The organism is Agrobacterium salinitolerans (assembly GCF_027498475.1).
GTDB lineage: Bacteria > Pseudomonadota > Alphaproteobacteria > Rhizobiales > Rhizobiaceae > Agrobacterium > Agrobacterium salinitolerans.
Window position 1 is genome coordinate 1,313,738 of record NZ_JAPZLN010000001.1, and the last position, 19,342, is coordinate 1,333,079.

Sequence of the window (19,342 nt, forward strand, 5' to 3'; positions counted from 1 at the left end):
TGGTCACGCCGGGCGGTGGATCCTCGGGTCAAGCCCGAGGATGACGTTTTGTCGGGAGCGGCATGGTGCCGGAATGGTCGCGCCAGACGGAGAACGCCTGTGCAGCCACACGCCTATTCCCCATAAGCCGCCAGAAAACCCCTGACCGCATCGATCTCGCCGGCGCGGATTTCATGCCCACCCGGATGCCATACGGTTTCCACCGTGCCGCCCTGTGCCTTGAGGCTCTGTTCCAGCGCCTTCGTCAGCGGCACCGGGCAGATAGGATCGCGCTCGCCGGCCGTAATCAGCACCCGGCGCGAGGCCTTGGCGGGAGAAATCTTCGGCTCGAACGGGATGAGCGGATGCATCAGCACCGCCGCATCGAAAAGTCCGGGTTCTTCGATCAGCACATTGGCGAGAATATTCGCACCATTGGAAAAACCGAGGCCGATGACCGGACCCGCCTGGTAATGCTCCCGGTTCGCCTTGATGAAATCCGCCATCTTGACGGTCGCCCGTTGAAGGTCGGCCATGTCGTAGACGCCCTCTCCCGTGCGCCGGAAAAACCGCGCCGCACCGTGTTCGGAGACATCGCCGACGGGTGAGAGAATGGTCGCCTCAGGCAGCAGGCGCGAGCCGAAATCGAAGAACTGGTTTTCATCGCCGCCGGTGCCGTGCAGCAAAACGAAAAGCGGTGCACCGGCAACGCCGGCGCGGGATTTGTGGAAATAGCTGTCCCTGGTCATGGGAGAATCCTTTCTGAAAGGAAGAAGGTTCAACGATACACGCGGCTTCTTCAGCCAAGCGGAGCAATCATGGGGAGCGAGCGGGTGGCGCCCGTTTCTTCTCCCCGCCGGGGAGAAGTCCGCGGCAGCGGGATGAGGGGGCAAGGGCGGTGAGATACGGCAACGGTGCCCCCTCATCCGACCCTTCGGGCCACCTTCTCCCCGGCGGGGAGAAGAAACGGGCGGCCAAGTCCCTGACAATTAAACCGTCTTTTCATCCCCAAGCGGTTCCAGCTGCTCTTCCAGCACGGAGCGCAGATGCGCGTGCTGGGTCGGCAGTTTCAGCGCCTCGCCGAGATGGGCGGTGTCCTCGTCGCGGTCGAAACCGGGTTCGTTGGTGGCCACTTCGAACAGCACACCGCCCGGCGTGCGGAAATAGATCGCCCAGAAATAATCGCGGTCGATCACCGGCGTCACCTGATAACCGGTATCCATCAGCGCCTTGCGCACCTCCAGCTGCTTTTCACGGTTTTCGACCGCAAAGGCGATGTGGTGCACAGACCCCGCACCCAGCCGCGCGCCAGAAATATTCGGCATGGTCTCGATGTCGATGAAGTCGGCACCGTTGCCGCCGGGAATGCCGAGGCGCAGTACGCCATCCTGACGATCCACTTCCTGATAGCCCATGAATTTCAAAAGCTCGGCCGTCGCACCTTCATCGCGAAGGCGCAGCGACGCACCCTGAAAACCATGGATCGCCTGATCCGCGCCGACACCGTTGCCGATCCATTGCGCACGGTTGTCGTCCCTGACCTCGACCAGCGCGAAACCGTCTCCATCGGGACCTGCGAAATGCAGGCGCTTGTTGCCGAAGGCTTCATCACCCTTCAGGCCGTCCACGCCAGCCTTCGAAAGACGATCCTGCCAGTAGCCGAGCGATCCTTCCGGGACGGAAAACAGCGTCGTGCCCACCTCACCGGTGCCGGGACGGCCACGGGCGATGTGCGGGAACGGAAAGTAGGTCATGACCGAGCCGGGCGTGCCGACCTCATCGCCATAATAGAGATGATAGACGTCAGGCGCGTCGAAATTGACCGTCTTCTTCACCCGGCGCAGGCCGAGCGTATCGGTGAAAAAATTGTTGTTCTGGCGCGCGCTCGCCGCCATGGACGTGACGTGGTGCAGGCCCTTGATCTGGTTGAGCATGATAAACCCCTTTTGCCTGGCGGGCCTCACGGTTGGGGCCTGCCCTGTTCATGGGGTAAAGATGGGGTAAGAGCGCTCTTGCGCATAGAGTGGGCAACGGGAACGGATTGTTCCCGAATGATGAACGATAAATTCGACTGTTCAACGAGCCCGATAAGGCAGCCTCAATGATCGTCGGCAGCGCCCAAAGTCCAGTAACCGACGGCGCGCAGCGATGCTTTCGGGAAAGCTATCTCGTCGGTGAGGAAGGATTTTGCCGCCCTCGCCTCGGATTTTTCGCAGGCGACAAAGACATGCAGACCGTCATGATCCGCGCTCCAGCCATGGTCGCGCAGCGCCTTTTCGATGAGGCCGGCGGTGCCGGCGGGCTTGCCGCGGCGATAAAGCCATGTCCACTCGACATTTGCCGCGCAGACGATCTCCTGCCGCTCGGCTTCGTCATCGATTTCGGCGTAGACGCTGAGCTTTTTCCCGGCCGGCATTTCGGCCGCCATGCGCAGCATCACCGGCAACGCCGTCTCGTCACCGGCAAAGACATAACGCTCGGCTTCCGGGCAAACACCGCTCGGGCCGATGATGCCGAGAACATCGCCGGGCTTCGCCGTCGCGCCGAAGGTCGCGCCCGGCATGTTCTCACCCTCATGCATGACGAAGTCGATATCGACTTCACCGCGCGCGATATCCCCGGAACGAATGGTGTAAACACGCCGTGTGAGAAGATCGTCGCCCGCCGGCCAGACGATCGCCCCGGTGGGCGCAAGATAAGGCCAGACCGGCGCACGGGCCTGATCCGGCACCAGAAGCAGGCGCACATGCATGCCGCCGGTCAGCAGCCTTTCGATGCCGCTTTCGACGGAAACCACCAGCCGGCGCATATGCGGCGTCAGATTATAGGCGCGGGCAACCTTGCCGACGAAAAGATTGGGCAGTTCACGCTGCTCGGCGCCATGGCCGCTCCAGCGGAAATCCAGCCCCGTCTCGCCGGAGAATTCGACGATATGCTCGGCTACCATCGCCTTTACCGACATCAATATATGTTCGGAAATGCAGCTGACCCTTGCGGCGAAACGGCCGCTCTCGGCGCTGAAGCTGCCATGACCATATTCGGTCTTGAACCGCACCGTCGCACCTTCGCGTTCCATCTCCATATGCTCGGAAAAATGATCCTCGAAAGCATCGACGATCGACAGCGGATCGGACAGCGAGACGGAGGTTTCGGCAGACAGGAGAGACACGGGCATAATCCTTCACTTCATAGTCTGGTTATCTTTAATCCCGACAACCGCGAAGCGTAAAGGTATTTTATGAGTGTCTAGAGAAGGTTTTTGTCGCTTCCCACCGTTTCCGGCAATTGCCAGTCGATCGGCTGGCGGCCATGGGAGACGAGAAAGGCGTTTGCCTTGGAAAAATGGCCATTGCCGAAAAAGCCATTATGGGCCGAAAGCGGAGACGGATGCGGCGAGCGCAGCACGAGGTGCTTGCGCTGGTCCACGAAGGCCGCCTTCTTCTGGGCATAGGAGCCCCAGAGCAGAAAGACGACAGGGTCGCACTCGTCGTTGACGGCGCGGATGACGGCGTCGGTGAATTTTTCCCAGCCCTGCCCCTGATGCGAGGCGGCGCGGGCCTCTTCCACCGTCAGCACGCTGTTGAGCAAAAGCACGCCCTGTTTCGCCCAGCTTTCCAGAAAGCCGTGACCGACCGGGCGAATGCCGAGATCGTTCTGCAATTCCTTGTAGATATTGACGAGCGAGGGCGGAATGCGCACGCCGGGCTGGACCGAAAAGCACAGCCCATGCGCTTGGCCGAGCCCGTGATAGGGGTCCTGGCCTAAAATGACGACCTTGACCTCATCGAGAGGCGTGAGATCCAGCGCCCGGAAATAGTCCGCGCCCTTCGGGAAGATGCGCTTGCCGGCGGTCTTTTCGGCAAGCAGGAACTCCTTCAGCTTGAGCATATAGGGGCTGGCGAATTCACCGGAAAGAACGCGCTTCCAGCTATCCTCGAGTTTCACGCCTGCCTCCGCCATGCCTGTCTCCATTCGAGCTTATTTGAACCGGTTGCCGCGTTGCAGCACTTCGATCTTGTAACCGTCCGGATCGCAGATGAAAAAGTATTTCGCGAAGGGCTGGCCCTTATAATCGGCTTCGATGATCTTGCCCGGAGAAAGCCCCATGTCGATGAAACGTTGGTGTTCGGCGTCCACATCGGCAACGCTGACGGCAAGGTGGCCGTAACCGTCGCCCAGCGCATAGGGCACCTCACGGCCGCGATTGACGGTCAGTTCCAGCTCGAAATCGCCCTCGACATTGCTGAGATAGATCAACGTGAAATTCTCGAACTCGGCGCGTTCCGCGATCTCAAGCCCGAAAGCCTGCCTGTAAAATTCCACCGAACGCTTTTCGTCCAGCACCCGGACCATCGAGTGGATCAGCTTGGCCATGGTGTTTTCCTTCTTCTTCCTGTTGACGGCCCGGTTATGCTCCGTGCATCGCGGCCCAAGGGAATAAGGATTGAGCGTCACGCTTTCAACCCTAAAGGCGGTCTGCGACAGGACCTAGCGGCCAGATCACGGCAAATGTGATAGCGGAAACCCCTGATTTTTTGTGGTGTGGCCGGGGCATGCGGCAACGGGACCGCATGGTTTTGAGCCCGCCGCTCTATCCTGAGTAACGAACTCATGATACCGGCTAGGCATGCGCCTTTTATACCTCTGTCTTGGCTGGGTGATGGTCGCGACCGGCATTGTCGGCGCGTTTCTTCCCGTTTTGCCCACCACGCCGTTCCTGCTTCTGGCGCTCTGGTGTTTTTCCCGCTCCTCGCCAAAACTCGAAGCGTGGCTTCTGGCCCACCCCCGATTCGGCCCTTCGCTGCGGCGCTGGCGTGAACGCGGCGCAATTGCCCGCAATGCCAAGGTCGCAGCACTTTCTGCCATGTCCGTCAGTTACGCCGCCTTCTGGTTTCTCAGCGAGCCGCCGCCGCTGCGGGCGACAATCGTCGCCGTCGTCATGCTGGGTTCCGCGCTCTTCATCGCCACCCGTCCGGAAAGCTGAAGCGAAGGACAGGCCCTTAACGGTGGCGCGACTGCGGCAGCACGTAAGGAATATGCCGCGCCGGCAATCGGCCGACGACACCGCCGATGCCATAGACACGCGCAATCGTCTCGTCGCTGATCGTTTCCAGCGAGGGGCCGCTCGCCGTCACGCGGCCGCCATGCATGACGATGAGTTGATCGGCAAATTCCGCCGCAAGATTGAGGTCGTGCAGAATGGCGAGCACCAGCCCGCCGCCGCTTGCAAAGTCACGCGCCGTTTCCAGCACGGCGATCTGGTGGCCGATATCGAGACTTGCGGTGGGCTCGTCGAGAAAGAGCGCCCGCGCCTCGCCGTTTTCCATCGGGTTTGGCACCTGTGCCAGCGCCCGGGCAAACTGCACCCGCTGCTGCTCGCCGCCGGAGAGCAGGTTGTAGGACCGCTGCTCAAAACCGCGCAGCCCGGCCTTGGCGAGCGCCCGGCGGGCCTGTTCCTCCGGCGTACGAGCCCCCTGTGCAACCGCTCCCATGCGCACGATTTCGAGCGCCGTGAAAGGAAACGCCAGCTGGGTGCTCTGCGGCAGTACGGCCCTGAGACGGGCAAGCTGGAGCGGCGTGAAGGCCGGCAGATCGACATCGTTATAGGTCACCGACCCGGCCTCAGGGCGCATCTCGCCCGAGAGAACCTTCATCAGCGTGGATTTGCCAGCACCGTTGGGGCCGATGATGACATTGACCTTGCCGGGCTTCAGATCGACGCTGACCGCATCGAGAAGCCTGCGGCCGGAGCGGATGAGGGTGATGTTTTCAGCCCGGATCATGACATGTTCCGCATGGAAAACCCGCCGCGTCCCAAGAGCAGGAACAGGAAGACCGGCGCGCCGATGAGCGCCGTGACGACGCCGATGGGCAGTTCCGCCGGTGACGCAACGGTGCGGGCGAAACTATCGGCCAGAAGCAGAAGTGCCGCCCCGCCAAGTGCGGAGGCCGGCAGCAGGAAGCGGTGCGACGGACCGATGGCGAGGCGAAGCAGATGCGGCACGACGATACCGACAAAACCGATGGAACCGGCCGCCGCCACGCTTGCGCCGCAGGCGGCGGCAACGGCGAGAATGACGATCCGTTTCAGCCGCTGCACCGGAATACCCATGTGGAAGGCGGCGGCATCGCCGAGAATGAGCGCATCGAGCCCGCGGGCAACGAAGGGAATGATGGCGAGAACGACAATGATGAATGGCAGGGTGGCGAGCACCTTGGCGGGCGTGGCCCCGCCGAGCGACCCGAGCGACCAGAAGGTGATGTCGCGCAGCGCCCGGTCATCCGCCACGAAGATCATCAGCCCGGTCAGCGCACCGCTGATCGCCGCAACCGCAATGCCGGCGAGAATGAGCGTGGTGGTGGAGGTCGCGCCGTCCTTGGTGGCGATCAGGTAAAGCACCCAAGTATTCAACAGCCCGCCGAAAAACGCCATGAGCGGCAGGAAATGCGGGCCGAAAAACACGGCAACCGTGGCGAGCGCGCCTTCCCCCAGCGAAATCGCCGCAACCGCAAACAGCGCCGCACCCGAGGTGACGCCGACAATGCCGGGATCGGCCAGCGGATTGCGGAACAGGCCCTGCATCATCGCCCCCGAAACGGCAAGTCCCGCACCGATCAACATGCCGAGCGCCGTACGCGGCAGGCGCACCGCCTCGAGAATGACCCTGTCGCGCGCATCGAGTTGATCCGCGCCGCCCGTGAAATAAGCCCAGAGTTCGGACATGCCGACACCCGTGGGTCCGCTGACCAGCGACACGCCACAGGCAAACAGCAGGATGCCGACGAGCACGGCAAGGGTGACGACCCCCTGGCGGGATCTGTCGCCCGCAACCCTGCCTTCAGCGGAACTCAAGGCGGCAAGGCTCACGGCTTCACCACGTCGGGATAGAGCTTAGCTGCCAGCTCGCGGCCCGCAGCGGGCGTGCGCGGGCCAAAACCGATGAGATAAAGCCCATCCATGCTGATGAGCGCCTTGCTTGCGGCGGCAGGCGTGGACTGGAAGGCCGGCAACGCGAAAATCTCTTCTGCCTTGGCGGCATGGTCGCCGCGCGCCATGGTCAGCACCACATCGGGTGCTGCGGCAATGACCGCCTCGTCCGTCAGTGGTTTATAACCCGTGATCTCCTGCGCCGCATTGATGCCGCCTGCCATTTCGATGATCGCCGCCGCTTCAGTATCCTTGCCCGCCGCCATGATGCGGCCGCCAGCCGTGGAAAGCACGAAGAGAACGCGCTTTCTGCCCTTTTCCGGCACAGCCGAAACATCTTTGGCGAGCGTGTCGAGCCCGGCTTTGGTCTCGGCTGCCAGTGCCTTCGCCCTGTCCGACAGCCCCACGGCCGCGCCGACATCCTCGATCTTTTTGGGGATGGCATTACCGCTCGGCGGCGTATCGACGGTGACGAAAGGCACGGCGCTTGCCTTCAGGATGGCGATGACATCGGCCGGGCCGGAACCGTCTTCGGAGAGGATGAGATCGGGCTTCTGCGACAGGATGCCCTCCGAAGAAAGCGCCCGCATGTAACCGATGTCAGGCTTGGTCAAGGCGTCAGCCGGGTAGCTGCTGGTGCTGTCACGCGCCACGATACGGTCCTGCGCACCCAGCGCATAAAGGATTTCGGTGACCGTGCCGCCCACCGCAACGATGCGCTTCGCCTCCGGATTACCTTTGTCCGAAGCCATGGCAGCCGGCGCTGCAAAGGCGATTGCGACGGGCACGAGGGCGGCGAAAACGAAGGAACGAAGGCTGGAATTCAACATGGCGCTATCCTGAAATACGACCCGGCACGGCTTTGCCCGCGTCACTTAATCTTGAGTTCTTTGCACATGTTTATGGACGGCGCAATCGATAAGTGGAGTATTTTTGTTTGCTTTGTCATGACCCCCTTCCCAACCTCCCCTCGGCTGGATATCCTGACTCAAACTGGAAACTTAAAGGGAGACTTTCATGTTTATCGCAATGAACCGCTTTCGCGTGGTGCCGGGTTATGAGGAAACCTTCGAATCCATCTGGCGCGAGCGCAAATCGCACCTCAGCGAATTGCCGGGCTATATCGAATTTCACATGCTGAAAGGCCCGAAGGCGGACGACCACACGCTTTATGCCTCGCACACCGTCTGGGCCACCAAGGACGATTTCCTTGCCTGGACGAAATCCGAACAGTTCCGCGCCGCCCATGCCAAGGCCGGCGAAAACCGCGGCAAGGTTGAATATCTTTCCGGCCCGCATTTCGAAGGTTTCGACGTCATCATCCATGAAGACAAGAATGGCGAACGCCGTTCGATTGCGGCCTGAGGCCGCCCGATGAGCATTGCAGCCCAAAAGACCGACGACGAGAGGCGGGCCCGCGCCGCCGCTGCGCTCGCCGAAAAGCCTGACGGCGTCGTGGAGGCCATCGCCGCCAAGGCCGAGGTGACGCCAGCCGAAATTCTGGCGATCCTGCCGCAAGGCGCCGCCGTTTCCGCTGCCGCCGACCGGTTCGACACGATCTGGAACGAGATGCGCGGCTGGGGTGAGGTCCTGATGATCGTGCAAACCGGCGATATCGTGTTCGAAGTGCCGGGCCACCTGCCGGAAGGCAACGAAAGCCACGGCTGGTTCAACATCCATGGGGACAGCCCCATCGGCGGTCACATCAAGAAGGACAATTGTGCCGGCATCACCTTCGTCGATCGCGGCTTCCATGGCCGCCGCTCCTGTTCCGTCTGGTTCATGAACGCCGCCGGCGGCGCCATGTTCAAGATTTTTGTCCGCCGTGACGAGAACAAGGAGTTGCGCCCGGAGCAGCTGGCGAGGTTCGAAGCGCTGCGGGACGGTTTCCGCGGCTGAGACCCTGGGAGGAGAGGCTGCCCCGCCTCTCCCAGCCTCCTGTGACAAGCACAGGATGAGGGGAATTCCAGCATTCGCCATTCTCCACGCTTACTGCGACCGCAAGGCCTCGTTCCAACGCTCGATCAGGCGGCTGCGCTTGACCTGATCCAGATAGACCATCAGGCCGGGGCTGACCGGGACCGGGCGCAGTTGCGCGCCGTGGATGGCCTGCATGGTGTTGGCGGTGTTTTCGCCCGCCACTTCCGGGCTGACGGCGGGGATCTGCAACTGCCGGGCCATGATCGTCTGACCTTCCTTCGACATGAAGAATTCCAGATAACGGCGGCCGAGCGCCGGGTTGGCGGCGGCTTCCGGCACGAGCCCGATGCGTGACATGACTACGGTATAGTCTTTCGGCAGCACGATGCCGACATCCGGGTGGCGCGAGGCCCAGTCCGCCGCATAGGAGCCGAGAATGTTGTAACCCATCACGAAGCGACCGTCCGAGACACGCTCCAGAATGGCGGACGAGGTGGAGTAGACCTTCACGCCCGCCGCGCCCATGGCCTTGATGACGCTCCATATATCGCCGAACTGCTCCTGGTCGCGCGACATGAAGAGGAAGCCGACGCCGGAGCGCTCGATGTCGTAAGTCGCGATACGGCCATGCACTTCTTTCGCATGGCGTTCGAGATAATCGACGAATTCGGCGCGGGTTGCAGGCGGTTTTTCGGTTGTGAAGCTCGGCTTGTGATAAACGAAAACCGCCGGCTCGAAAGTTAGCGCGTAAGCGGTGTTGCGCCAGTTCGCCCAGGCGGGCCAGCGGGCGCTCATGGCCAGATCCGAGCGCTGGGCGTAACCGTCATTGCTCAGCTTCACCTGCAAATCCATGGCGGAGGAGAAGGCGAAATCGGCGGTCTTTTTCCCCGCATCGGTTTCTTTCACGATGCGGTCGTAAATCTCGCCGGTCAGCATATCCTCGTAATGGACGGCGATATCGGGATTGGCCTTCTGGAAACCCTCGATCATCGGCGTCGCCAACGGCTCGTCCAGCGAGGAATAGACGACCAGCGTTTCGGCATCCGCCTTGCCTGACGGCGCCGGAAAGATGGCGACCTGGGCAAGCGCCGGCGAGGCCATGCAAAGACAGAGGCAGAGAAGAAGGCGGATACGCATGAAAAGATCATGCCGCAGGCGGCGGCCATTCACAAGCGCTGAGGGTCTGGTTAAACTCGGCAATGCTGTGGGAGGAAGATTTGCGCATTTTACTGGTCGAGGACAATCAGGTGCTGTCGGAGGGGTTGTCGGCGCTTCTGCGCGGCAGCGGTTATGCCGTGGATGTGGTATCCGACGGCGCTTCCGCCGATGCGGCGATTGCGGCGGAAAGTTTCGATCTCGTCATTCTCGATCTCAACCTGCCGGAAATGGACGGCATTGAGGTGCTGCGCTCCATGCGTTCACGTCAGGACAAGGCGGCGGTGCTGATTCTGACGGCGCGCGGCACGCCGGAGGAAAAGGTCAAGGGGCTCGATCTCGGCGCTGACGACTACATGATCAAGCCTTTCGACATCACCGAATTCGAGGCGCGGGTGCGGGTGCTCCTGCGCCGCAACGCCGGGCTGCGCTCCTCGGCGCTGAGTTTCGGCAAGGTGCTGTTCGATCTCAATTCCCGCACCTTTTCGGCCGATGGGCGCCCGCTCGATATTCCGGCGCGCGAGGTGGCGCTGCTTGAAGTGCTGTTCATGCGGGCCGGCAAGGTCGTCGCCAAGGAGGCCATCGTGCAGTCGCTGACCGGCTTCGACGACGATATTTCCGCCAATGCCATCGAGCAATATGTCAGTCGCCTGCGCAAGCGGCTCGCCCCCCACGGGCTGACGGTGAAGACGGCGCGCGGCATCGGCTATTATCTGGAAAAGCTGCCGGAGATGGCTGAATGAGACAGGCCGGCTATTCGCTCAGGCGGCGACTTTTAGGCTGGCTTCTTATTTCAACCGCCATCATCGGTTGCGTGGCGCTCACCGATACCTGGCGCGAGGCGGTCAATACCGCCAATGTCGTTTCCGACCGCGTGCTTTCCGGTTCCGCACTTGCCATCGCCGAGCGGGTGGTTGTGGCCGAGGACGGCTCGCTGGAAGTGGACATTCCCTATGTCGCGCTGGAAATGCTGACATCGGCCGCGCAGGACCGGGTATTTTACCGTGTCGACGGGCCGAACGGGCAATTCCTCACCGGTTACCAGAACCTGCCGACGGTGGAGAACAAAAATGGCGATACGCCCGCCTATCGCGATGCGGTGTTCCGCGATGAGCCGATCCGCGTCGCCGCCATCAGACGGTTTGCGTCCACCGGCATCAATTCCGTGCCCTTTTCCGTCACGGTTGCCGAAACCACCATTGCCCGCAGCCAGCTTGCGCAGGCGATCATCCTGCGATCTGCGCTGCGCCTGCTTTTGATGATCGTGGGGGCGGCGATCATCGTCTGGATCGCGGTGACGATTTCGCTCAGGCCGCTTTACCGGCTCAGCGAAGCCATTGCCGAGCGCAGCCCGAACGACCTGCACCCCATCCGTCAATCCGTGCCGGTGGAGGTGGAAAACCTGGTGGAAACGGTGAATTCTTTCATGGTGCGGCTGCAATCGGCGCTCGATGCGCTCCGGCATTTCACCGGCAATGCCAGCCACCAGCTGCGCACGCCGCTTGCCATCATCAGCACCCAGCTCGCGCTTTCCGCCCGCGCTGCAAGCCTTGAGGAGGCGCAGGCGGCGGCGCTGAAGGGCGGGGCATCGGTGGCCCATGCCGAACATATCCTCGCCCAGCTGCTGCGCATGGCCAATATCGATGCCGCCGGCTCCAGTGAGAAACACGATTTTTCCGCGATCGACCTCGTGGCTGTGGCGCAGAACGTGACGGCCGATTTCGTGCCGCGCGCCGCAGAGGCGGGTATCGATCTCGGTTTCGAAGGCGAAGGCGAGGCGACAATTCTGGCTGAGCCTCTGCTCATCGGCGAGCTGATCGGTAATCTCGTCTCCAATGCCATCAATTATGCCGGACGCGGCGCGGAAGTCACCGTGCGGGTCGGCAGGCAAACGGGCGCCGTCTGGCTGGAAGTGGAAGATAACGGCCCCGGCATCCCACACGAAAAGCGCGCCATGGTGCGCCAGCGTTTTGCACGCGGCGAAGCCAACGCCGCCCCCGGCGCCGGTCTCGGCCTCGCCATCATCGAGGAGATTGCCGGGCTGTTCGGCGGGCGCCTTACGCTGGAGGATGGCACGGACGGGCGTGGGCTGAGGGCGCGGGTGGTGTTTGGTGGTCCGGAAAGAGCGGCGTAGCAGGGCGGCTTGTCAGGCAGCCGTTATCACCCCATCCGCTCGGAAGCATAACTTCCCGGGCTTGGCGGGAAGACGACCGTGCGGTTGCCGTTGATGAAAGTGCGGTGGTGGATATGGGCGTGGATGGCGCGGGCCAGCACCTGGCTTTCGACATCGCGACCAAGCGAGACATAATCGTCGGCCGATTGCGCGTGGGTGATGCGCACCGTGTCCTGCTCGATGATCGGGCCTTCGTCGAGATCGGCGGTAACGTAATGGGCCGTGGCGCCAATCAGCTTCACGCCGCGCTCATAGGCCTGCTTGTAAGGGTTGGCGCCCTTGAAGCTCGGCAGGAAGGAGTGGTGGATGTTGATGATTTTGCCAGACATCTTCCGGCACAGGTCATCCGAGAGCACCTGCATGTAACGCGCCAATACCACCAGTTCGGTTCCGCTGGTCTCGATCAGCTCCATCAGCTGCGCTTCGGCCTTTGGTTTATTCTCCTTCGTCACCTTGATGTGGTGGAAGGGAATGTCGTGGTTGACGACGACCTTCTGATAATCGAAGTGGTTGGAGACGACGCCGACGATATCGATAGGCAGCGCGCCGATCTTCCAGCGGTAGAGCAGGTCGTTGAGGCAATGGCCGAAACGCGACACCATCAGCATCGCTTTCATGCGCTGGCCGTCCGGGTAGATATCCGCATCCATGCCAAACTTTTTCGCCACCGGCTGGAAGCCTTCGGTAATGGCCTCAAGCGAGGCGCCCTCTTCGGAGATGAAGGAGACGCGCATGAAGAACTTGCCGGTCTCGAGGTCGTCGAACTGCGAACTATCGACGATGTTGCAGCCTTTTTCCGCCAGATAACCGGAAATCGCGGCCACAATGCCACGGGTCGATTTGCAGGCTACGGTCAGAACATAGGATGTCATTCGTTTTCCCTCACAGACTTGGCGTCGGCATCAGCCGGCACAGTTCAGCGCGTTCCATAGCGCAGCTCTGCGGCGGTGCAAAGCGTCGAGACGAACGCAGCCAAAGTCATAGGGCGGGAAAGGGCAGCGCGCCGTGCCGGAAGCGACATGGAATGTTCCATGGCCAGCACAGTTGGGCCAGCACAGTTTGGGCCAGCACGGCGACGCAGCGTGTTTCGGCAGGTTGTCGGCCTCAGGCGCGGCGCAGACGCATCGCCGTACGGCCGCGGCCGTCGATCAGTTCCAGCGTACCGCGACGCGGCTCCAGCCTAAAGGAGCGGGCCTGTTCCAGGGCTTCGATGAACTGCCGTTCCTGGCGCATGATGTCCGGGGCGCAGGCCATCTGGGTGGAAATCATCCGGCCGAAATCGACACGGTTGCGGCGGATTTTCACCTCGCCGCCGATGCCGTTGCAGCCGGCATTGCCCGAAACGCGGCCCTCGCGGGTAATTTCCAGCGTCGCCTGACGGCGGCCGCGAACCCGTTCGCCGCGGATCTCCTGCACCAGCCAGCGCCCGTCGATGCTGGCTTCCGGCTCGGGTCTGCCGGGACCAGCGCCCACACGCTCCAGCACGAGGTCGGTATCGTCGCGACCGCCGGTCAGCACGGAGTAACGCTGCGTGGTGGTGAAGAGCAGCCGGTCGCGGTCGCGGATTTCGGCGCTCAGCGCATAGGAACGGCGGCCCCTGATGTCGCGGTCGTCATAACGCAGCACGAAGGGCACGGGCACCTGACCGCGCGGGCGGATTGTGGTTTCGGCAATTGTCTGCGACGGCGCATCCGCCAGCGAAACATCGATCAGGCGCACGGTGACGGTCGCGCCCGGCGGTAGCGCGATGCGCTCGCGATAGGAGACGCTGCCGCGCAGGCTTGCCGGTGCGGCAGCCGCGCCGCCCGCTGCAAAAAGCGGGGCGAGAGCCAGGAGACCGGCAAAACTGCGGCGCGAAAGAAGAGGTTGGCGGTCGGTCATGGTGCTTGCTCCGTGCTGGTGCGGTTTGAGTTTGAACGGATGATAGAAAACGGCACTGAACGGGCGATGAACCGTGGATATTTCAGTCGTGTGCAGAGGGCGAGATCAGCCGGATGGTGGCGGGCGCGATTGTGAGAGTTGTGTCCGGCGCGTCCCCATAGCCTCATCCCTGTGCTTGTCGCAGGAATGAGGGCGGAACAAGCATCGAAAGCACAAAGCAAAGCCATCCCACGCGCCACAGTAGACGTCCGATACAAATTAATAGAGAGTAAATGCGCAAGGACTTGCGTAGCGTCAGTTAGATGACAGCTTTTTGTGATGCTCTGCAATCCTTCTTCATTCCGTGGAGGCGGAAGAAGATGCGGGAGGAAATTCAGGACGGTTGCCAGGTCACCACGCTGAGCATTCAGCGCTGGCGCACGCGTGTCTAAAAAGCCCCCCGCATAAACGAAAAACGACGCCCAAAAGGGCATCCTGAGGAGGGTTTTCAAGTGAAGCATTTTCTTATCGGCACATTTCTGGCGGGCGTGATCGCCCTTCCGGCAGCGGCAGCGGATTACACCATCATCGCGCCGGCCAACCCCGGCGGCGGCTGGGACCAGACCGCGCGCTCCATGCAGACCGTGCTGCAGGAAGAAGGCATTTCCAAGAGCGTGCAGGTGCAGAACGTACCGGGCGCCGGCGGTACCATCGGTCTCGCGCAGTTCGCCAGCCAGCAAAAGGGCAACCCTAACGCCCTCATCGTCGGCGGTTACGTGATGGTCGGCGCTATCCTCACCAACAACGCGCCCGTCACCCTCAAGGAAGTGACGCCGATCGCGCGTCTGACCGGTGAATATGAAGCCATCGTCGTTCCGGCGTCCTCACCGCTGAAGACCATTGGCGACCTCGTCGACCAGCTCAAGAAGGATCCCGGCAGCGTGTCCTGGGGCGGCGGCTCCGCCGGCGGCACCGACCATATCGCCGTTGGCCTGATCGCCAAGGCGGCCGGTGTCGATCCGACCAAGATCAACTACATCGCCTATTCAGGCGGCGGCGAAGCGCTTGCCTCGATCCTCGGCTCGCAGGTGACGGCCGGCGTTTCCGGCTACGGCGAATTCGAAGGCCAGATCAAGGCCGGCACGCTGCGTCTGCTCGCGGTCACCAGCGAAAACCGTCTGGACGGCGTGGACGCGCCGACGCTGAAGGAAAGCGGCCTCGACGTCGTCGTGCAGAACTGGCGCATGGTGGCGGCTCCTGCCGGCCTTTCCGCCGATCAGGAAAAGGCGGTGAATGCCGACATCGAGAAGCTGGCAAAATCCGAAAAATGGCAGGAAACCCTGAAGACCAAGGGCTGGATGGACACCTATCTCGCTGGTGACGCCTTCAAGGAACAGCTCGCCAAGGATACCGCCGCCACCGAAACCATTCTCAAAGACATCGGACTGGTAAAATGAGCCAGGGTTCCAACCCTTCGCAGCATCAAAAGCGCCGCCCTGACTGGGCGGCGCTGGCGATCGCCGTCTTCCTCGTCATCATCGCCTGCGTGATCTTCTGGGACAGCGCCCGTCTTGCAAGTGTCACCGGTTATTCGCCGGTCGGCCCGGCGACGGTGCCTTACGCCATCGGCTTCTGTCTTGTCGGCCTGGCGCTGTGGACAGCCATCGAGGCCTGGCGCGGTGATTTCCCCGCGCGCGACAAACAGGAAATCGCCCCGGTTATCTGGGTCGTCGCTGGCCTTGCCGCGCAGATGTTGCTGCTCAACGTCGCGGGGTTCTCCATTGCCACCGGCCTGCTTTTTGCCTTTACGGCGCGTGCCTTCGGCAAACGCAAGCTCTGGTATTCGATCCCCATCGGCATCGCGCTCAGCTTCTTCATCTGGTTCATCTTCGCGCGGCTGCTGCAGCTTTCGCTGCCTGCCGGGCCTCTGGAGCGGCTGTTCTTCTGACAGCCATTCCGACCAAAATTCGAGATCACGGGAACAGCCGGCGCGCAATGACGCAAAAGCCAGCCGTTCCGCCCGCTCATTTGCTCGACTTGGGGGACATCTGCCCATGAGTACCTTTGAATTCCTGCTGCACGGTCTTGAGGTTGCCGCCCAACCCATGAACCTGCTCTATGCGCTGATCGGCGTCACGCTCGGCACCGCCGTCGGCGTTCTGCCCGGCATCGGCCCTGCGCTGACCGTGGCGTTGCTTCTGCCCGTTACCTATAGGCTCGATCCCGCCGGTTCGCTCATCATGTTCGCCGGCATCTATTACGGCGGCATGTATGGCGGCTCGACCACCTCGATCCTGCTCAACACACCGGGCGAGAGCGCCTCGATCGTGACCGCGCTCGAAGGCAACAAGATGGCCCGCAAGGGCAGAGGCGGTCCGGCGCTGGCCACCGCCGCCATCGGTTCCTTCGTCGCCGGCCTCATCGCCACCATCGCGCTCGCCTTTATCGCGCCCTATATCGTCAAGCTGGCGCTGGTTTTCGGCCCGCGTGAATATTTTGCACTGATGGTGCTCGCCTTCGTCACCGTTTCTTCGGCTTTCGGGGACTCGGCGCTACGCGGCCTTACCTCTCTGTTCATCGGTTTCGCACTCGCCATCGTCGGTATCGACCAGCTGACCGGCCAGACCCGCATGAGCTTTGGCATTCCCGACCTGCTCGACGGCGTGGAAGTGACGACGCTTGCGGTTGCGATGTTCGCTATCGGCGAAACGCTGTTCATCGTGGCCCAGGGCCAGAGCGGCCCCGACAAGGTCGAGGCCGTCAAGGGCTCGGTCTGGATGAGCGCGCAGGACTGGTCGCGCTCCTGGAAAGCCTGGCTGCGCGGCACGCTGATCGGCTTCCCCATCGGCGCCATGCCGGCGGGCGGTGCTGAAATCGGCACTTTCCTCTCCTATGCCACCGAGAAGAAGCTGACCAAATATCCGGAAGAATTCGGTGAAGGCGCCATCGAAGGCGTGGCCGGTCCGGAAGCCGCCAACAATGCGTCCGCCGCCGGTACGCTGGTGCCGCTCTTGACGCTCGGCCTACCGACCACCGCAACCGCCGCCATCATGCTCGCCGGCTTCCAGCAATATGGCCTGCAGCCCGGTCCGCTGCTGTTCGCCACCAATCCGCAGCTCGTCTGGGGCCTGATCGCCAGCCTGTTCATCGCCAACCTGATGCTGCTGGTTCTGAACCTGCCGCTCGTCGGTCTCTGGGTGAAGCTGCTGACCATCCCGAAGCCATGGCTTTACGCCGGCATCCTGCTGTTTGCGACGCTCGGCACCATCGGCGCCAACCCATCGGTCTTCGAACTCGGCATGCTGCTCGCCTTCGGCATTCTCGGTTACATCATGCGCATCTTCGGTTATCCGATCGCGCCTGCGGTCGTCGGCCTCATCCTCGGCCCGCTTGCCGAACAGCAGCTGCGCCGCGCGCTCGCCATCGGCCAGGGCGACCCGACGGTGCTGTTCACCTCGCCGATCGCCATTGGCCTCTTCATTGTGGCAGCCGCAGCCTTCATCATCCCGCTCATCATGCGTATCCGCGGCCGTGGCGACGTGCTGACGCAGCTTGCCGCCAACGAGGACTGAGAAACCGGAAACCTCTCAAGGCAACTGGCCCCGCATCTCCGGATGCGGGGCCTTTTTTATTCACGCCAACGGGATGTGTCATGCGGACACGCCCATGATAGAATTGCGCCAACCGCAGGAGAAAGACATGCGCACTATTGCGATCATGATGGTTCTGGCGCTTGCCGGCTGCACCACCGCCCCCGATGTCGAGCCCATTCCCGGCAGCATCACCTATGGCGGACAGCCGCGAACCAAACTGACCAAGTCCCCCATCGGCAGCACGCTCAGCAACGAATTCGTGATGGGTGACGGACGGCTGGCGATTGAGACTTATCGGGTGCAGCCGGACCGGTCCCTGAAACTTGAAAGGCGCGCAATCGTCGGCGACTGGCCGCCGGATTGAGAACGGTGCTTCCGTCATCCTCGGCCTTGTGCCGAGGATCTGCGGCCTGTCGATTTTGTTCAACGTGATTAGATCCTCGGCACAAGGCCGAGGATGACGTCCGGACAGATTGCAGGCCATGCTTTTCCACCCGCACATTTCCCGCTCACCGCAATTCAGAACCATTCTAAAACATAATTTTGATTTCCGCCGACCTTGCCAATAAAGCTGACAGCGAACATCAAGTTAACCCTGCGGAAAAATCTTCCTCTGGGGTTCAGAACTATATTGCAAGGGACATATAAGTGGCCATCAACTTCACCTTCCCCGTTCGGCTGCTGGCGGCAGCGGCCTTCAGCCTCGGCGCAATCACGGCAAATGCCGAAGACATGACGATCAAGCACGCCCAGGGCGAGACCGTGCTGAAAGCGGCCCCGAAGAAAGTTCTGGTTCTCGATATTCCCTCGCTCGACAATCTCGATGCGCTCGGCGTCGATCCAACGGGTGTCGTCGGCTCCAACCTGCCTGTCTATCTGCAGAAATATGCCGACGGAAAATATCTGAAGGTCGGCACGCTGTTTGAGCCCGATTATGAGGCGATCAATGCGGCCGAGGCCGATCTCGTCATTGTCGGCGGCCGTTCGCGGGCGAAATATCCGGACGTTGCGAAGATCACGCCCGCTATCGACATGTCGGTGGATTCCAAGGAATTCATCGGCAGCGTGAAAGCCAACATCACCAAGCTCGGCGATATCTTCGGCAAGCAGGAAGAAGCCAAGAAGCTCGATGCCATGATCGATGAAAAGGTAGCGAAGCTGAAGGAGATCGCACCCAATTCCGGCACGGCGATGATCCTCGTCACCAATGCCGGAAAGGTCGGCGTTTATGGCCCCAGTTCGCGCACCGGCTGGCTGCACACCGAAATCGGCTTCAAGCCGGTCGCGGCCGACATCGACGACCGTTTCGACCGCGGCGACGTCGTCTCCTTCGAATATCTGGCCGAGGTCAATCCCGAATGGCTGTTCGTGATCGACCGCGACGCCGGCATCGGCCGTGCGACCGACCCCGGCAAGGCGGCCGCACAGGTGCTGGACAACGAGCTGGTGCACCAGACCAATGCCTGGAAGAAAAAACAGATCGTTTATCTCGACCCGCAGGCCGCCTATATCGTCAGCAGCGGTTATACGGCGCTCACCACCCTGCTCGACCAGGTCTACAAGGCCGTCTCCGAGCAGAAATCGTAAAAGCCTCTAGGCATCCGCTTCTGAAGGCAGCTCCATACTCGACGTCATCCTCGGGCTTGACCCGAGGATGACCAAGGAGAGGTCGGACGCCTGTTTCGGCAGCCTGCCAAACCACGGAGAGCTTTCACCATTTTCGAAAAACCGCCA

At 61.8% G+C, this 19,342-nt stretch carries 21 protein-coding genes; 10 read left to right on the forward strand and 11 right to left on the reverse strand.

Annotation, left to right across the window (positions count from 1 at the left end; genetic code table 11):
- Positions 1-113: 113 nt before the first annotated feature.
- From O9X91_RS06380 to O9X91_RS06400, 5 genes are all read right to left on the reverse strand, one after another.
- Positions 114-728: an alpha/beta hydrolase gene (locus tag O9X91_RS06380; RefSeq protein WP_077981400.1), complete on the reverse strand. Its 615-nt coding sequence runs from the start codon at positions 726-728 to the stop codon at positions 114-116.
- Positions 729-968: 240 nt separating this feature from the next.
- Positions 969-1,913 carry a VOC family protein gene (locus O9X91_RS06385; protein ID WP_137410874.1) on the reverse strand — a complete coding sequence of 315 codons (945 nt, stop codon included), beginning with the start codon at positions 1,911-1,913 and terminating at the stop codon, positions 969-971.
- Between the two features lie 164 nt (positions 1,914-2,077).
- Entirely contained in the window at positions 2,078-3,154 is a 1,077-nt protein-coding gene (locus O9X91_RS06390; protein WP_137410875.1) for a siderophore-interacting protein, read from the reverse strand.
- Positions 3,155-3,225: 71 nt separating this feature from the next.
- Positions 3,226-3,939, reverse strand: coding sequence for a uracil-DNA glycosylase (gene ung / locus O9X91_RS06395; protein ID WP_142913613.1), 714 nt, complete (start codon positions 3,937-3,939; stop codon positions 3,226-3,228).
- 18 nt (positions 3,940-3,957) lie between these two features.
- Positions 3,958-4,353, reverse strand: coding sequence for a VOC family protein (locus O9X91_RS06400; protein ID WP_142913612.1), 396 nt, complete (start codon positions 4,351-4,353; stop codon positions 3,958-3,960).
- 253 nt (positions 4,354-4,606) lie between these two features.
- Here O9X91_RS06400 and O9X91_RS06405 point away from each other — a divergent pair, with 253 nt between their 5' ends.
- On the forward strand, positions 4,607-4,963 hold the full coding sequence (locus O9X91_RS06405; protein WP_077981397.1) for a YbaN family protein: 357 nt from the start codon (positions 4,607-4,609) through the stop codon (positions 4,961-4,963).
- 16 nt (positions 4,964-4,979) lie between these two features.
- Here the strand turns inward: O9X91_RS06405 and O9X91_RS06410 are convergent, their stop codons facing one another.
- The 3 genes from O9X91_RS06410 to O9X91_RS06420 are packed head-to-tail and all read right to left on the reverse strand — an operon-like array spanning position 4,980 to position 7,737.
- Positions 4,980-5,762 carry a heme ABC transporter ATP-binding protein gene (locus O9X91_RS06410; protein ID WP_137410876.1) on the reverse strand — a complete coding sequence of 261 codons (783 nt, stop codon included), beginning with the start codon at positions 5,760-5,762 and terminating at the stop codon, positions 4,980-4,982.
- Positions 5,759-6,847, reverse strand: coding sequence for a FecCD family ABC transporter permease (locus O9X91_RS06415; protein ID WP_077981395.1), 1,089 nt, complete (start codon positions 6,845-6,847; stop codon positions 5,759-5,761). The genes O9X91_RS06410 and O9X91_RS06415 overlap by 4 nt, the downstream gene beginning before the upstream one ends.
- The gene (locus tag O9X91_RS06420; RefSeq protein WP_269833965.1) at positions 6,844-7,737 is read right to left on the reverse strand and encodes a heme/hemin ABC transporter substrate-binding protein; all 894 of its coding nucleotides are present in this window, start codon (positions 7,735-7,737) and stop codon (positions 6,844-6,846) included. Before O9X91_RS06420 ends, O9X91_RS06415 begins: the two co-directional genes overlap by 4 nt.
- 187 nt (positions 7,738-7,924) lie before the next feature.
- On the opposite strand from O9X91_RS06420, the gene hmuQ reads away from it, so the two are divergent.
- Together hmuQ and hutX are read left to right on the forward strand one after the other, a co-directional pair.
- Positions 7,925-8,272 carry a heme-degrading protein HmuQ gene (gene hmuQ, locus O9X91_RS06425; protein WP_003522597.1) on the forward strand — a complete coding sequence of 116 codons (348 nt, stop codon included), beginning with the start codon at positions 7,925-7,927 and terminating at the stop codon, positions 8,270-8,272.
- A 9-nt stretch (positions 8,273-8,281) separates the two neighbouring features.
- Positions 8,282-8,806 carry a heme utilization cystosolic carrier protein HutX gene (gene hutX, locus O9X91_RS06430; RefSeq protein ID WP_269833964.1) on the forward strand — a complete coding sequence of 175 codons (525 nt, stop codon included), beginning with the start codon at positions 8,282-8,284 and terminating at the stop codon, positions 8,804-8,806.
- 90 nt (positions 8,807-8,896) lie between these two features.
- On the opposite strand, the gene O9X91_RS06435 is transcribed toward hutX, so the two are convergent.
- A complete protein-coding gene (locus tag O9X91_RS06435; RefSeq protein WP_077981599.1) occupies positions 8,897-9,964 on the reverse strand; it encodes an ABC transporter substrate-binding protein in 1,068 nt (355 codons plus the stop codon).
- A gap of 80 nt (positions 9,965-10,044) precedes the next feature.
- Here O9X91_RS06435 and O9X91_RS06440 point away from each other — a divergent pair, with 80 nt between their 5' ends.
- Complete coding sequence (locus tag O9X91_RS06440; RefSeq protein WP_003491888.1) at positions 10,045-10,725, forward strand: response regulator; 681 nt, start codon at positions 10,045-10,047, stop codon at positions 10,723-10,725.
- Entirely contained in the window at positions 10,722-12,116 is a 1,395-nt protein-coding gene (locus O9X91_RS06445; RefSeq protein ID WP_077981392.1) for a sensor histidine kinase, read from the forward strand. Before O9X91_RS06440 ends, O9X91_RS06445 begins: the two co-directional genes overlap by 4 nt.
- Positions 12,117-12,142: 26 nt before the next feature.
- On the opposite strand, the gene purU is transcribed toward O9X91_RS06445, so the two are convergent.
- Positions 12,143-13,027 (reverse strand): formyltetrahydrofolate deformylase, encoded by an 885-nt coding sequence (gene purU / locus O9X91_RS06450; RefSeq protein WP_269833963.1) that lies wholly within the window; start codon positions 13,025-13,027, stop codon positions 12,143-12,145.
- A gap of 232 nt (positions 13,028-13,259) precedes the next feature.
- Positions 13,260-14,036 carry a YbaY family lipoprotein gene (locus O9X91_RS06455; RefSeq protein ID WP_269824506.1) on the reverse strand — a complete coding sequence of 259 codons (777 nt, stop codon included), beginning with the start codon at positions 14,034-14,036 and terminating at the stop codon, positions 13,260-13,262.
- A gap of 491 nt (positions 14,037-14,527) precedes the next feature.
- Here O9X91_RS06455 and O9X91_RS06460 point away from each other — a divergent pair, with 491 nt between their 5' ends.
- The 5 genes from O9X91_RS06460 to O9X91_RS06480 all read left to right on the forward strand — a co-directional run bounded on the left by O9X91_RS06460 (position 14,528) and on the right by O9X91_RS06480 (position 19,195).
- On the forward strand, positions 14,528-15,472 hold the full coding sequence (locus tag O9X91_RS06460; RefSeq protein WP_142913607.1) for a Bug family tripartite tricarboxylate transporter substrate binding protein: 945 nt from the start codon (positions 14,528-14,530) through the stop codon (positions 15,470-15,472).
- Entirely contained in the window at positions 15,469-15,963 is a 495-nt protein-coding gene (locus tag O9X91_RS06465; protein WP_077981388.1) for a tripartite tricarboxylate transporter TctB family protein, read from the forward strand. Before O9X91_RS06460 ends, O9X91_RS06465 begins: the two co-directional genes overlap by 4 nt.
- A 106-nt stretch (positions 15,964-16,069) precedes the next feature.
- Complete coding sequence (locus O9X91_RS06470; protein WP_077981387.1) at positions 16,070-17,587, forward strand: tripartite tricarboxylate transporter permease; 1,518 nt, start codon at positions 16,070-16,072, stop codon at positions 17,585-17,587.
- Positions 17,588-17,714: 127 nt separating this feature from the next.
- Positions 17,715-17,972, forward strand: coding sequence for a hypothetical protein (locus O9X91_RS06475; RefSeq protein WP_077981386.1), 258 nt, complete (start codon positions 17,715-17,717; stop codon positions 17,970-17,972).
- Between the two features lie 284 nt (positions 17,973-18,256).
- Positions 18,257-19,195, forward strand: a complete 939-nt coding sequence (locus O9X91_RS06480; RefSeq protein ID WP_142913606.1) for a siderophore ABC transporter substrate-binding protein — start codon at positions 18,257-18,259, stop codon at positions 19,193-19,195.
- The last annotated feature ends 147 nt before the right edge of the window (positions 19,196-19,342 follow it).

What these genes read in the sequence shown, in the direction of transcription:
- O9X91_RS06380 (WP_077981400.1), bottom strand. Translation starts at nt 728, where the DNA reads ATGACCAGGGACAGCTATTTCCACAAATCCCGCGCCGGCGTTGCCGGT.
- O9X91_RS06385 (WP_137410874.1), bottom strand. Translation starts at nt 1,913, where the DNA reads ATGCTCAACCAGATCAAGGGCCTGCACCACGTCACGTCCATGGCGGCG.
- O9X91_RS06390 (WP_137410875.1), bottom strand. Translation starts at nt 3,154, where the DNA reads ATGCCCGTGTCTCTCCTGTCTGCCGAAACCTCCGTCTCGCTGTCCGAT.
- ung (WP_142913613.1), bottom strand. Translation starts at nt 3,939, where the DNA reads ATGGCGGAGGCAGGCGTGAAACTCGAGGATAGCTGGAAGCGCGTTCTT.
- O9X91_RS06400 (WP_142913612.1), bottom strand. Translation starts at nt 4,353, where the DNA reads ATGGCCAAGCTGATCCACTCGATGGTCCGGGTGCTGGACGAAAAGCGT.
- O9X91_RS06405 (WP_077981397.1), top strand. Translation starts at nt 4,607, where the DNA reads ATGCGCCTTTTATACCTCTGTCTTGGCTGGGTGATGGTCGCGACCGGC.
- O9X91_RS06410 (WP_137410876.1), bottom strand. Translation starts at nt 5,762, where the DNA reads ATGATCCGGGCTGAAAACATCACCCTCATCCGCTCCGGCCGCAGGCTT.
- O9X91_RS06420 (WP_269833965.1), bottom strand. Translation starts at nt 7,737, where the DNA reads ATGTTGAATTCCAGCCTTCGTTCCTTCGTTTTCGCCGCCCTCGTGCCC.
- hmuQ (WP_003522597.1), top strand. Translation starts at nt 7,925, where the DNA reads ATGTTTATCGCAATGAACCGCTTTCGCGTGGTGCCGGGTTATGAGGAA.
- hutX (WP_269833964.1), top strand. Translation starts at nt 8,282, where the DNA reads ATGAGCATTGCAGCCCAAAAGACCGACGACGAGAGGCGGGCCCGCGCC.
- O9X91_RS06435 (WP_077981599.1), bottom strand. Translation starts at nt 9,964, where the DNA reads ATGCGTATCCGCCTTCTTCTCTGCCTCTGTCTTTGCATGGCCTCGCCG.
- O9X91_RS06445 (WP_077981392.1), top strand. Translation starts at nt 10,722, where the DNA reads ATGAGACAGGCCGGCTATTCGCTCAGGCGGCGACTTTTAGGCTGGCTT.
- purU (WP_269833963.1), bottom strand. Translation starts at nt 13,027, where the DNA reads ATGACATCCTATGTTCTGACCGTAGCCTGCAAATCGACCCGTGGCATT.
- O9X91_RS06455 (WP_269824506.1), bottom strand. Translation starts at nt 14,036, where the DNA reads ATGACCGACCGCCAACCTCTTCTTTCGCGCCGCAGTTTTGCCGGTCTC.
- O9X91_RS06465 (WP_077981388.1), top strand. Translation starts at nt 15,469, where the DNA reads ATGAGCCAGGGTTCCAACCCTTCGCAGCATCAAAAGCGCCGCCCTGAC.
- O9X91_RS06470 (WP_077981387.1), top strand. Translation starts at nt 16,070, where the DNA reads ATGAGTACCTTTGAATTCCTGCTGCACGGTCTTGAGGTTGCCGCCCAA.
- O9X91_RS06475 (WP_077981386.1), top strand. Translation starts at nt 17,715, where the DNA reads ATGCGCACTATTGCGATCATGATGGTTCTGGCGCTTGCCGGCTGCACC.